Origin of the sequence: Testudinibacter sp. 'clade 2' (genome assembly GCF_006227735.1) — a bacterium.
Taxonomy (GTDB): domain Bacteria; phylum Pseudomonadota; class Gammaproteobacteria; order Enterobacterales; family Pasteurellaceae; genus Chelonobacter.
In genome coordinates, this window is the sequence record NZ_VDHB01000105.1 from 1 (window position 1) to 13,130 (window position 13,130).

General features: G+C 46.6%; 8 protein-coding genes and 1 pseudogene. 3 read left to right on the top strand and 6 right to left on the bottom strand.

Translation table 11 applies throughout. The features are described from left to right. Positions 1 to 364: 364 nt before the first annotated feature. Positions 365 to 1,975, top strand: coding sequence for a DUF2813 domain-containing protein (locus FHQ30_RS08815; protein ID WP_139612098.1), 1,611 nt, complete (start codon positions 365 to 367; stop codon positions 1,973 to 1,975). Between the two features lie 7 nt (positions 1,976 to 1,982). On the opposite strand, the gene FHQ30_RS08820 is transcribed toward FHQ30_RS08815, so the two are convergent. From FHQ30_RS08820 to metE, 4 genes and pseudogenes are all read right to left on the bottom strand, one after another. Beyond that, on the bottom strand, positions 1,983 to 3,287 hold the full coding sequence (locus FHQ30_RS08820) for an L-cysteine desulfidase family protein (protein ID WP_139612099.1): 1,305 nt from the start codon (positions 3,285 to 3,287) through the stop codon (positions 1,983 to 1,985). Between the two features lie 277 nt (positions 3,288 to 3,564). Beyond that, positions 3,565 to 4,920: a lysine-sensitive aspartokinase 3 gene (gene lysC / locus FHQ30_RS08825; RefSeq protein ID WP_139625164.1), complete on the bottom strand. Its 1,356-nt coding sequence runs from the start codon at positions 4,918 to 4,920 to the stop codon at positions 3,565 to 3,567. 60 nt (positions 4,921 to 4,980) lie between these two features. Beyond that, positions 4,981 to 5,737 (bottom strand): annotated as a pseudogene (locus FHQ30_RS08830) (virulence RhuM family protein). Positions 5,738 to 5,943: 206 nt separating this feature from the next. Further along, entirely contained in the window at positions 5,944 to 8,208 is a 2,265-nt protein-coding gene (gene metE / locus FHQ30_RS08835; protein WP_139612101.1) for a 5-methyltetrahydropteroyltriglutamate--homocysteine S-methyltransferase, read from the bottom strand. A 132-nt stretch (positions 8,209 to 8,340) separates the two neighbouring features. Between metE and FHQ30_RS08840 the strand changes: the two genes are divergently transcribed. Next, complete coding sequence (locus tag FHQ30_RS08840) at positions 8,341 to 9,267, top strand: LysR family transcriptional regulator (protein WP_139612102.1); 927 nt, start codon at positions 8,341 to 8,343, stop codon at positions 9,265 to 9,267. On the opposite strand, the gene hxpB is transcribed toward FHQ30_RS08840, so the two are convergent. Continuing rightward, positions 9,250 to 9,921 carry a hexitol phosphatase HxpB gene (hxpB, locus tag FHQ30_RS08845; protein WP_139612103.1) on the bottom strand — a complete coding sequence of 224 codons (672 nt, stop codon included), beginning with the start codon at positions 9,919 to 9,921 and terminating at the stop codon, positions 9,250 to 9,252. The two genes, FHQ30_RS08840 and hxpB, sit on opposite strands and share 18 nt — an antisense overlap. Before the next feature lie 3 nt (positions 9,922 to 9,924). Further along, a complete protein-coding gene (locus FHQ30_RS08850; RefSeq protein ID WP_139612104.1) occupies positions 9,925 to 10,782 on the bottom strand; it encodes a fructosamine kinase family protein in 858 nt (285 codons plus the stop codon). Between the two features lie 170 nt (positions 10,783 to 10,952). Here FHQ30_RS08850 and FHQ30_RS08855 point away from each other — a divergent pair, with 170 nt between their 5' ends. Further along, positions 10,953 to 12,890: an ABC transporter ATP-binding protein gene (locus tag FHQ30_RS08855; RefSeq protein ID WP_139612105.1), complete on the top strand. Its 1,938-nt coding sequence runs from the start codon at positions 10,953 to 10,955 to the stop codon at positions 12,888 to 12,890. Positions 12,891 to 13,130: the final 240 nt, after the last annotated feature.

The following is a 13,130-nucleotide window of genomic DNA, read 5'->3' on the forward strand; positions in this document are numbered from 1 at the left end:
ATAGGGTCTGTTGATCTTTGTTTATATTTTGAGTTGTCGTTTAAAATGAGCACAATCTAGGCGTAAGCCGAAATCAATAGTGGGACTATTGATGAGGATTACAACGACGAGTGTGCTCATTTTAAACACAATCCGCAGGACTATGACTCTTTTTCGCCATTACTTTTCGCTACTACAGCGGCGTTAAAAGCCGTTCGTTTAGAATCACTAAACTTCACGACTTTTGCCTTGTATTGACGAAAAATAGTCTATAGCTCAAATTATAAACAAAGATCAACAGACCCTATTCAGACCGCACTTTTTTTAGTAAGCTGTTTTTAGCAAGCCAGTAGGTAACCGACTGAAATTCGCAAACGAGGTCAAGATGTATTTAAAACAGGTTGATGTGGTAGGTTTTAGAGGGTTGAACCGCTTATCTTTGCAATTGCGCTCCAATATGGTGTTGATCGGCGAAAATGCGTGGGGAAAATCCAGCTTATTGGACATCTTGAGTCTGGTGCTCAATCCGGAAAAGCGGTTATATCAATTTAAAGCGAGTGATTTTCATCTGGCAGTGGAAGAGTACCAAGAGTTATCCGTCGAAGGCGCAGTGCCGCAACGTAATCACAACTGTATGGTGCTGTTCACTTTCAGCGAGAGCCAGCATGGTGAAAAAGAGCAGCCGCAGTGTCGGCAGTATCGACAGCTGTTTTCCGAGCATGAAGACGGTTATGCCCGGATTTATCTGCGGATCAGCGGCGAATTGAGAGCCGGAAAAACCACAACCGAATACTCTTTTTTGAATGCCGCCGGCGATCAAATTCAGCTGAAAAACGCCAAAAAACTGATTTTACTGATTATTTCACGCCATCCGGTATTTCGTTTTCGTGATGCCCGTTTACAACGGCACTATCACACCGTTCGTCCGTTTTGCATTAAGGGTGAATGTGAAGGTGATGTATTGCAAGAGGAGATCCGCTCGGTAGCATTGTTGTTGCAATACTATTTTTTGGATAATCAGGATCGCCTACTGTGGCAACAACAAATGCGTGAAACCAGCAAAATGTGGGGACAGGTCAAATCGTTGTCGCAGCGACTAATGCAGGATAAAAGCGGTAATCTAAAAAAACGGGTCTTGTTTTATCTATCTTCAATGTTCGAGCGTGGCAAAGGAATTCGTTTCAGCAAGCAAACTCGCCCAATTATCCTGTTTGAAGATTTAGAAACTCGCCTACATCCTCGAATGGTGGCGATCGGTTGGGAACTTGCCAGCCATTTGCCGATTCAACGGATCACCACCAGCAACTCGGTGGAGCTGTTGGCGTACGTCCGTTTGGAACATATTTGTCGCTTAGTTCGTTATGAAAACCAAACCAAAGCGTTTCAACTGTCACGCCGTGATCTAGGCAAGGAAGATATGCGCCGTCTCAGTTTTCATGTGCATTATAACCGCAGTTTGGCACTGTTTTCACGAATTTGGTTGATGGTTGAAGGCGAAACTGAAGTCTGGATTTTGACCGAACTGGCACACCTGCTGAATATTAATCTGGAAATGGAGGGGATTCGGATCATTGAATTTGCCCAAAGCGGATTACGCCCGTTGATTAAATATTGCAAAAAAATGGGCATAGAGTGGTTCGTGTTGACCGACGGTGACAGTGCCGGTTGGAAATATTCCGATACGGTAAAAAATCTGCTTGAAGCAAATGAATCGGTGCATAGCCGCTTGCTGACGCTACCGAAAAGAGATATTGAACATTTTTTCTATAGTGAAGGCTTTGAAAACGTATTTTACCGCCTTGCCAACCATATTCCGCAGCGTAATCAAGTGATAAGCAAAATTATCCAACGGGCAATCCAACGATCTTCCAAGCCTGACTTAGCGCTTGCCTTGGCGGATGAGATGGAAAAACGTGGCGCCAATTCGATTCCGCTGTTGTTTAAACAGATGTTCTATAAAATTATGCAACTGTCAAAACAACAGGAAAGGGTATAGACACTGATTAGCGTTTTGGTTTGCTGACCATAATTTCGATCACCTGTTTATCGGTATAGAGCATACTGCGTGAGGCGATGGCACACAGGTTGTTGATGGTGGCATCGATATCATAGTCGACAATGCCTTCATCGCCGGTCACATGGCTGTTATCCATTGCCATCAGTACTGATTTATAACCACTAGAAACACTGGTAGAGACTTTCATCGCACAACTGTTTGCCGCACCATCGCAGATAATCCCGCTGATGTCGCCGATCATGCTGCAAATTGCCATACTGACGGTTTCAAATTTTCCGGTCAGCAACCAGGCAATGCCAGCACAACTGCCCATCGAGGCGGTGGTGACGGCACAAAGTGCCGACAGTTTAGGCAGCTTGCTGTGAATATAAATCGCCATTAAGTGCGATAAAAACAGCGCACGAGTCAGTTTTTCTTCATCGGCGTTCAAGTAATCGGCCACCACGACCACAGGCATGGTCGCAGCAATCCCTTGATTGCCCGAACCGGAATTGCTCATTGCCGGCAAAGTGGCGCCCCCCATGCGTGCATCGGAGGCAGCGGTGGTTTGGATAATCACTCGGCTTAACAAATCGTCCGACATCAAACCGCTGCCGACGTGTTTTTGCAAGGTGCGCCCGATATGCAGTCCGTAGTTTTTGTTCAATCCTTCTTTTGAAAGTGCGGTATTCAAGCGTGCCGCTGCTAAAATAAAAGCGATTTTTTCCAGCTCAACGGTTACGGAAAAATCAAACAGATCTTGTGCATTCAGCTGTGCAAAAATCAGATATTCGTTTTCCGAGGTACAGGCTTGGCGTCCCGCACTTTGGTAGATCATTTTGCTATTTTTTTCAATCGAAATAATATTGGTATGGTTATCTTGAATGCACACTTTGACCCAATCATCGTTGTGGAACAATGTCGCTTCAGAATAGAGAATTTGTTCGGTTTCTTTAATCCCGACCATCACTTTTTGATCGACTAACAGTTGTTTAGCCTCGGAAATTTGTTCCGCCGTGATATTTTTTAGCACTTCCAATTTGCCGTCCGGATCACCACCCAAGGCGCCAATCGCTGCTGCAATCGGCAAACCAACCATACCGGTGCCCGGCACGGCAACACCCAAACCGTTTTTCATTAAATTCGGCGACACTTTGGCTTCAATTCGCTGCGGTTTGGTGGCAAGATATTTGGCGGCAACCGCAGAGGCTAATGCCAATGAAATCGGCTCGGTGCAGCCGAGCGCCGGAACGACATCATTACGTACGATTTCAATGAGTTGGGTTTGTAACGGTTGGCTGAATTCAGACATAAAGGATTACCATCGAAAAGAAAAATAACGGCACATATGATAACAGCTTCATCGCTAAGATAAAGAAACGAATGTGCGAAATGTGATTTTTTAAGATTTTTTCTCTTGAATCGGCAAAGAGCATAATCATTTGCTGTGGTAAACCACTATTTAGGATGCGATTATGAACGCCAAACAATGGGTACGCATATTATAAACAAAGATCAACAGACCCTATAAGAAAGCCCTTAACTTGCGTACAAATTAAGGGCTGAAACCGCACTTTGTTTAAAGACAATTATTTCTCAAACAGTTCGGCGTGCAACAAACGCACCACTTCGTCGGCGTGCTGGCTTTGGACTAACAGGCAGATATTGTTGGTGCTGGCGCCGTAGCTGACCATGCGCACATTATAGTGTTCAATCGTGCCGAATAAGCGTTTCGCCACGCCGGCAGTGATATGCAGATCGTTGCCGATCAGCGCAACCAAAGACAAGCCGGTATCGACTTTTACATTGCAGACTTCGCTGAGTTCGGTCAACAGTTCGTTGGATAACATATTGGCGCCGGAAGAAGCCGAACCGGTTTTATCCAAGGTCAAGGCGATACTGACTTCGGAAGTGGTGATGGTGTCGACCGAAATTTTGTGTTTGGCTAAAATATTAAACACGTTGGCTAAAAAGCCTTGGGCGTGCAGCATGCTTAAGCTAGATAAGGTTAATAGGGTTTGATCGCGACGCAGCGCAATCGCGCGGAAAATCGGGCGTGGCTGTGGATCGCGGGTGACCCAAGTACCGCCTGCCGCCGGATCTTTGCTGGAGCCGACATATACCGGAATGTTGCTGCGCACCGCAGGCAACAAGGTGGCAGGGTGCAACACTTTGGCGCCGAAAGTTGCTATTTCTGCCGCTTCGGCAAAGCTCATGGTGTCGATTTTTTGCGCTGCCGGTACCACACGCGGGTCGGTGGTATAAATGCCCGGTACATCAGTCCAGATTAGCACATCTTTGGCATCCAACACTTCCGCCAAGAGAGCAGCTGAATAATCGCTGCCGCCGCGTCCGAGCGTGGTAGTTTTGCCTTTTGGATCTCGCCCGATAAAGCCCTGGGTGATCACCAGTTCGCCACGATTGATCAACGGTTTTAAAATGTTGTCGCAATTCTTTTGAGTTTTGGCATCGTCCGGTGCGGCTTTGCCGTAGTTGCTGTTGGTGGCAACCAATTGGCGCACATCAACCCAAGTGGCGTTGGTTTGCAGTTCACGCAACACTTCGACGAAAATCAAGGTGGACATCATTTCACCGTGGCTGATCAATTCGTCGGTCAGTGCTGGCGACGTCGCCAAACTTGCCGCTTCGGACAGGGAAGCAACGTTAGCCAGCAGGCGATCGATCTCTTCACTGATCACTTTGTTATTTTTCAATTCATCTAAAATGTTGTATTGAATCGTGCGCAATTCGGCCAAATACTTGGTACGTTGTTCGGTTTCACAACCATTTGCCAACGCAACCAAAATGTTGGTCACGCCGGCGGAGGCGGACAACACCACTACACGGGTATTGGGATCGGCAATCACGATTTTGGCGCAGGCATTCATCGCAGGGAAGTTGGCAACGCTAGTGCCACCGAATTTAGCAACGGAGAGATGTGACATAGTTTTAGTTCCTGTATTTGAGAGTATAAAATAACTTTTTTGTCTTAGGGTCTGTTGGCCTTAGTCATTTTGCTGCAACATGTGCATGATCAGACGGATTAAGGTCTCTTTTTGCTGTGGCGCAGATTCTGCCACCAACAGCGCCAATGCCGCCAGCCCGGTGTCGTTGATCACCGACTGTCCGTCTAATTTTAATAGTTTGCCATTTTTATGTAAAAAATCTACAAATAAAAATGCCCCGCTGTGTTTATTTCCATCAAAAAACGGGTGGTTTTTGATAATAGGGTCTGTTGATCTTTGTTTATATTTTAGTTTGGGTATAACGGCTGACGATATTGACTAAACCACGCCCACTGTCGAGAGTCAGTGCCGACGAATCGGCGGTTTTTTGAATCAATGCCTGTGCCTGTGCCAGTTCTGCGGCATTTTGCTGCAACCGCACTTGGTTAATGCTATAGCCTTGCAGCAGATATTCTTTCAGGCGTTGGGTTGCCCAGCGACGAAAAGCAACACCTTGTGGAGATTTTACTCGATATCCGATAGAGATAATCATATCCAGATTGTAATGTTCAATGTCACGATTAACAGTACGTTTTCCTTCTTGGCGAACTATCCGGTATTTCCGGATAGTTGATGCTTTGTCCAGTTCAGATTCATCGAAGACATTACGAATGTGGTCGTTAATCGTACGGATATCTTTAGCAAATAATTCCGCCATCTGCGTCTGCGAAAGCCATACGGTTTCCTGCTCAAACCGCACTTCGACTTTGGTTTGTCCGTCTTGGGTCTGGTAAATTTCAATTGGATTCTTGCTCATCTGTGTCGACCTCTTAAATTTGGCTTGGATACTGGATCATCCAAACATACCCATGTTATCCCAGAAAATCATACGGATTTTGCGATCTAAAATCCAATCTATTAAAAAACCACCCATAGTCTAAGTTAAGGGTGGTTTTGGCAGAATGAACCGCACTTTGTTTATATTGATACAAATATTAATGCAAAGTGCGGTCAGCGCTGGAATTAATTCAATTCGGCACGCAATTTTTTGGTGACGTTGACCATCACTTCCAATGCCGCGTTGGTTTCCGGCCAGGCACGGGTTTTCAGACCGCAATCCGGGTTGACCCACAGGCGCTCAGCCGGGATAACATCTAACGCTTTACGCAACAAATGCTCGATTTCGCCGGCTGTCGGTACCCGTGGGCTGTGGATATCGTACACACCCGGGCCTATTTCGTTCGGATATTTGAAATCGCCGAATGCGGTCAGTAATTCCATGTCGGAACGCGAGGTTTCGATGGTGATCACATCCGCATCCATGCCTGCGATTGCCGGCAGAATGTCGTTGAACTCGGAATAACACATATGAGTATGAATTTGGGTGGAATCTTGCGCACCGAAAGAGGACAAACGGAACGCTTCGCACGCCCAATCCAGATACGCCTTCCAGTCAGCACGTTTTAGCGGTAAGCCTTCACGGATTGCCGGCTCGTCGATTTGGATAATTTTGATCCCGGCTTTTTCTAAGTCCAGTACTTCATCGTTTAATGCCAAGGCAATTTGTTTACATACGGTCGAACGTTCGATGTCGTTACGCACGAAAGACCATTGCAGAATAGTGACCGGCCCGGTCAACATCCCTTTCATCGGTTTTTGCGTCAAACTTTGTGCATAAGTGGACCATGAAACCGTCATCGGATTCGGGCGCACCACGTCGCCGAAAATCACCGGTGGCTTCACACAACGGCTGCCGTAGCTCTGCACCCAACCGAATTTGGTGAAGGCAAAACCGTCTAACAGTTCGCCAAAATACTCCACCATGTCGTTACGTTCTGCTTCGCCGTGCACCAGCACGTCCAGATCCAATTTTTCTTGCTGTGCGACCACATAGGCGATCTCTTTTTTCATCGCTGCTTCATATTCAGCAGCAGAAATAGCACCTTTTTTGAAACTGGCGCGGGCGTGACGGATTTCACTGGTTTGCGGGAAAGAACCGATATTGGTGGTTGGTAATAATGGCAGTTTCAACCACGCTTGTTGTAATTTGATCCGCTCGGCAAACGGCGATTGACGTTGGTCGGCATTGGCAGGCAAAGCCGCTAAACGTGCTGCCACTTCCGGACGGTGGATCACCGCAGAAGCGGCACGCGCATCAGCGGCAGCCTGACTGGCGGCAAGCTCGGCTTTCACGCTGTCACGTCCGTTGGTTAACGCTTGTTTAATCACATTCAATTCTTGGATTTTTTGCAGGCTAAAGGCTAACCAAGAGTAGAGATCACGGTCTAATTGGGTTTCTACTTCCAAATCAAACGGGGTATGCAATAAAGAGCAGCTTGGCGCAATCCATAAGTTTTCCCCCAATTTGGCTTTCAACGGTTCAACCACATCCAAAACCTGGTTCAAGTTGGCACGCCAGATATTGCGCCCATCGATCACCCCGAGCGACAGCACTTTGTCATAATCAGCAAAGGCGCTGATTTGTTGCGGCGCACGCACCAAGTCAAGGTGCAAGCCGTCAATCGGCAAGCTTTTCAGCAAGTCAGCGTGTTCGGCAACTGAGCCGAAGTAAGTCGCAAGCAATAATTTAGCTTGCACTTTTGCCAGTCTTTCATAGGTCGGTTTGAAAGCCGCAATCCATTCTGCCGGTAAATCAACGGTTAAGGCTGGCTCGTCAATTTGGATCCATTCTGCACCGGCTTGCACAAGTGCGGTCAGGATTTCTTCATAAACCGGTAATAATTTATCTAATAAATCTAATCGGTTAAATGTTTGTTTGCCTTTTTCTTTGCCTAACCATAAGAAGGTGAGCGGACCGACAATAGTCGGTTTAGCTTGCAAACCAAGGGCTTGTGCCTCTTGTAGTTGTTGCACATAGTGCGCCGGATTAGCTTTGAATTCGGTATTTTTGTGGAATTCCGGCACAAGGTAGTGATAGTTAGTGTCGAACCATTTGGTCATTTCAATCGCATGTTGTTGTGCATTGCCGCGCGCCAGTTGGAAGAATTGATCTAAACTCAGATTGCTGCTGTCGAAGCCGAAACGGGCGGGGATAGCGCCGGTAGCGACTTGCAGATCCAGAATATGATCATAGAGGGTGAAATCGGCAACAGCAACATAATCCGCATTAGCAGCGGCTTGGTGTTTCCAGTTTTTTTCACGCAACGCTTTGGCGATGTCGAGCAGATCTTGTTCTGCCAACTCTTTGCGCCAGTAGCGCTCTTGCGCAAATTTGAGTTCACGTTTGGCGCCTACGCGCGGAAAGCCGGCTAAATGAAATGTAGTCATACTGATATCTCCTGATTATTCATGTTAATTTATTTATAAACAGCCGTCTAAATGGCTATCTGGGATGCAGAATGACGGATTTTAGTATATTATGCAAACTCATAATTTTCACAAAGATGATGAATAATTTTAATGAAGCCGATATTTTTAGAATTACGCCATTTAAAAACCTTGATTGCATTGAAAGAGACCGGCAGCGTATCTTTGGCAGCGAAACGGATCTATTTGACCCAATCCGCGCTTTCGCATCAAATTAAGCTGTTGGAAGATCAGTATGGTTTAACCCTATTTGAACGCAAAACCCAGCCGCTGCATTTCACGGCGGCAGGAGAGCGCTTAATTAAGTTGGCTTATGACATTCTGCCGAAAGTGGTGGAAGCAGAACTGGATTTGGTGCGGGTGAAAGAGGGCGATGCCGGACAGTTGCGGATTGCAGTCGAGTGTCACACCTGCTTTGACTGGCTAATGCCAGCGATGGATTCGTTCCGCCAAAGTTGGCCATTGGTCGAGTTGGATATTGTCTCCGGTTTTCATACCGATACGTTGGGACTGCTGCTGACTCACCGTGCCGATTGGGCGATCGTCTCTGAAATAGAAGAGACCGCAGGCATTGTGCACCAGCCGTTGTTTGCCTATGAAATGGTGGGTATTTGCTCTAAAGATCACCCGTTGGCGAATAAAGAGCTGTGGCGGGCAGAGGATTTTGCCGATGAAACGCTGATCACCTACCCGGTGCCGGATGATATGCTGGATTTATTGCGTAAGGTGTTGTACCCGGCAGGCATTAATCCTGCTCGGCGCACGAGTGAATTGACCATCGCAATCATTCAGTTGGTCGCCAGCAAGCGGGGCATCGCCGCATTGCCATATTGGGCGGTGTTACCCTATTTGGAGCGGGGTTATGTGGTGGCACGCAAAATTACGCAGAATGGCTTGCAAAGTGAACTGTATGCTGCGGTGCGCGAAAATGATGTTCGCACTGCGTTCATGCAGGATTTCTTCCATACAGTGAAATCGCAGAGCTTCTCGACGTTGCCGGGCTTATCGGTGCTGGATTAAGCGAGCCAAAAGGCTGTCGTCAATTTGGTGTAACGAGCTTAATTTATGATCTGCCAGCGCCCAGCGCGGATCATTTTCTTCCTGTGCGGAAGGCACTACAATACAGCACATTGACGCCGCTTTGACTGCGGTCATGCCCACCACCGAATCTTCGATGCCGACGGCAAAGTGCGGTTCCACCCCTAACTGTTGTGCAGCGTGCAGATAAACTGCCGGGTGCGGCTTGTTGTAAGCCAGTTCGGTTGCAGAAGCAATCGCAGAAAAATAGTCGCGGATACCGCACTTTTGCGTGATACTTTCCAATAACTCCCTTGGCGAAGCCGATGCCACGGCTATTTTTAGATTATGTTGGCGCAAACGCGCCAATAAAGGTTTTACGCCATCCATCAACGGTTGTTTGTCTAAAATTAGATCTATCGCACAGCGGCAATATTGCTCGGTTGCCTGTTCGATACTCAAATCTGCCGCACCATATTTTTGATAGAACTTACGGATCACCTCTTTTGACGGCACGCCGACCATTTGCCGCATATCTTCAGCGCTGACAGGCAGTCCTAACTGGTTAAAGTAGCGAATGCCTGCCTGTTGCCACAAGGGTTCAGAATCGATCAACACCCCATCCATATCAAAAATAACGGCTTTAATTTTCGTCATTGCTTATCCTATTAACCTGATAATTTCATCGGCTTGTTGAATATACTGCCCACGGAAACGATGGCTGAAATTGAGCAAATAATAGAGTTGATATAGGGTTTTGCGTTGCTGGTAGCCTTTATCAATCGGATTGATACTGTTATATGCCTGATAGAATTCAGGCGACAGATCATGAAACAGATCAGCTAACGCCAAATCACATTCGGCATCGCCCCAATAGCAAGCCGGATCGTAAAGCACAATTTCATTGCCACAAACTCCCATATTGTTATGGTAAAGCGCCCCGTGCAACAGTGCGGGTGTTGGTTGATATTTTGCCAGATGAAAACTGACCGAGGAGATAATATCCTCAAAATTGCCAAAATGGATATTTTTTTCTTTACACAACTGAAGTTGCCAGCCGATTCGGTTTTCACTGAAAAAAGTTGACCAGTTTTTCGCCCAGGAATTGGGTTGGTAAACCGGGCCGAGCCAAGTGTCGTAATCAAAACCGTAACGTTGATTGCCGCCATTGGTATGCAGCGTAGCCAGTTGCGCTGCAAGTTCTGCCATTTTTTCAGGTGGAACCGGCTGTAAATCAAGGGATTCCATTAAAATAAAGCTGACATTTTCGGCACAGCCCAGGGCGTAGACACGAGGCACACGCACAATACCGCTCTTTGCCAAGAGCTCCAGTTGATCCGCTTCGGCACGAAACATCGAACGATAGGATTTATCATTGATTTTGACAAATACCGGAATATTGCCGTCATCAATGATCCAAGATTGGTGCATTTCCCCCCCTGCCACCGGGGTTTTGGATTTAATTGTGTAGTAAGAACCGAACTGATCGGCCAAAAGCTGCGAAATGGCTTTCCACATAATTTAACTCCTTCTAAAGCGGCTTGAGTTGCTATCTTAATCGGAACAGGTTGATTTTACTGTGATTTGGGTCAAACTTTAGCATTGTCGGTATAAAAGCCGCCATAAAACTGCTAAAATCGCCAATAATTTTGTTTAAAGTTTGTTTGTTGACGGATTAAGGATTCATTTTGGCATTATTAAACTTAACTCAGGCTTACCTTTCATTTAGTGATCACCCGTTATTAGATCATGCAGATTTGCACATCGAAGCCGGTGAGCGGGTCTGTTTGGTTGGGCGCAATGGCGCAGGCAAATCGACATTGATGAAAATTCTTGCCGGCGAAACCGCACTTGATGACGGCACGTTGCAGTTGGAAAGCGGCGTGATAGTGTCGCGCCTAGAGCAAGATCCGCCACGTCATATTGAAGATAACGTGTTTGATTATGTGGCGGAAGGGATTGCCGATTTGGCGGATTTATTGAAACAGTATCATCGCCTTTCGTACGAGTTGACCACAAATTATTCCGACGAGCTGATGCAGCAATTGGCGGCAGTGCAGCATGAGTTGGATCACACCAACGGTTGGCAAGTGGAAAGCCGAATTCAAGACGTATTACGCCGTTTAGATTTGAATCCAGACACCTTGCTGTCGGCGCTGTCCGGCGGCTGGCAGCGCAAAGCAGCATTGGCTCGTGCACTGGTCAGCAATCCCACAATTTTATTACTAGACGAACCGACCAACCATTTAGATATTGATGCGATTGATTGGCTGGAAGCGTTTTTGCTAGAGTTTTCCGGCAGCATTATTTTTATTTCTCATGACCGCTCTTTTATCCGCAAAATGGCAACTCGAATTGTGGATTTGGATCGCGGTAAACTGGTTTCTTATCCGGGCAATTACGATCTGTATTTAACCACCAAGGAAGAGAATCTGCGGGTTGAAGAATTACAAAATGATCTGTTCGATAAAAAATTGGCACAAGAGGAAGTCTGGATTCGGCAAGGGATTAAAGCTCGCCGCACACGCAATGAAGGGCGGGTGCGAGCGTTAAAAGCACTGCGCGAAGAGCGTCGTCAGCGGCGTGACGTATTGGGAACCGCCAAAATTCAAGTCGATAGCGCAATTCGCTCCGGCAAAATAGTATTTGAAATGGAAGGGTTAGGCTATCAAATTGAGGATAAGGTGTTGCTGAAAAATTTCAGCGATAACATTATGCGTGGCGATAAAATTGCCTTAGTCGGTCCGAACGGCTGCGGCAAAACCACGTTTATCAAACTGCTGTTACAGCAATTAACCCCGACCAGCGGCAAAGTGCGGTCGGGTACCAAACTGGAAATTGCCTACTTTGATCAATATCGTGCTGATCTGGATCCGGAAAAAAGCGTGATGGACAACGTGGCAGACGGCAAACAAGATGTAGAAGTCAACGGCCATAAGCGCCATGTGTTGGGCTATTTGCAAGACTTCCTGTTTCCACCCAAACGGGCGATGAGCCCGGTGAAAGCGTTGTCTGGTGGCGAGCGCAACCGCCTGCTGCTGGCAAAACTGTTGCTGAAACCGAATAACCTGTTGATTCTCGACGAACCGACCAATGACTTAGATGTGGAAACCTTAGAATTATTGGAAGATATTTTAAGCGACTATCAAGGCACCTTGATTATAGTCAGCCACGATCGCCAATTTATCGACAACACCGCCACTGAATGTTATTTTTTTGAAGGCAACGGCGTCTTGAACCACTATGTTGGCGGCTACAGCGACGCCAAACAGCAGCAACAAAACTATTTTGAAAGCGTGCAGCAAAACGCCGCTACGGCACAGGCAAAAACGCAAAGTGCGGTTGAAGCAACGGAAGATAAAAAAGCAAAAGCTAAACTGCCGGAGCGTAAAACCAAACTGAGTTTTAAAGAACAGCGGGAATTAGAGCAGCTGCCGCAATTGCTGGAGCAATTGGAAGCGGAAATCGAAAGCTTGCAAACTGAAGTCAGCAGCGGTGATTTTTTCCAAAAAGATCATCAATATACTGCAGACACTTTACAACGACTTGCCGATAAAGAACAGCAGCTGGAACAGAGTTTGCTGCGTTGGGAAGCGTTGGAAAATATTAATAGCGGTAATGCGTAAAGTCATGACCGCACTTCTCAGCAAATTTTGCTCAACTGATCTAAAAGTGCGGTATTGGGATTGAATGTTCCGTCATAAAAAAGGCGATTGAAGAAATCGCTCAGATTATTGGCAAAGATATTTGATTAGGCTGGATAGGGGCGGATTAACTATCTGCCCGTTTGCGAAGTGCGGTATAAGCACTTAATCAACAAAGGAAAAATGCAAAGTTCGGTTCGGGGCGATATATAATCGCCCCCT

Bases quoted from the DNA above. Each gene is read 5' to 3' on its own strand.
- metE (WP_139612101.1), bottom strand. From the start codon at position 8,208: ATGACTACATTTCATTTAGCCGGCTTTCCGCGCGTAGGCGCCAAACGT.
- FHQ30_RS08840 (WP_139612102.1), top strand. From the start codon at position 8,341: ATGAAGCCGATATTTTTAGAATTACGCCATTTAAAAACCTTGATTGCA.
- FHQ30_RS08815 (WP_139612098.1), top strand. From the start codon at position 365: ATGTATTTAAAACAGGTTGATGTGGTAGGTTTTAGAGGGTTGAACCGC.
- FHQ30_RS08850 (WP_139612104.1), bottom strand. From the start codon at position 10,782: ATGTGGAAAGCCATTTCGCAGCTTTTGGCCGATCAGTTCGGTTCTTAC.
- lysC (WP_139625164.1), bottom strand. From the start codon at position 4,920: ATGTCACATCTCTCCGTTGCTAAATTCGGTGGCACTAGCGTTGCCAAC.
- FHQ30_RS08820 (WP_139612099.1), bottom strand. From the start codon at position 3,287: ATGTCTGAATTCAGCCAACCGTTACAAACCCAACTCATTGAAATCGTA.
- hxpB (WP_139612103.1), bottom strand. From the start codon at position 9,921: ATGACGAAAATTAAAGCCGTTATTTTTGATATGGATGGGGTGTTGATC.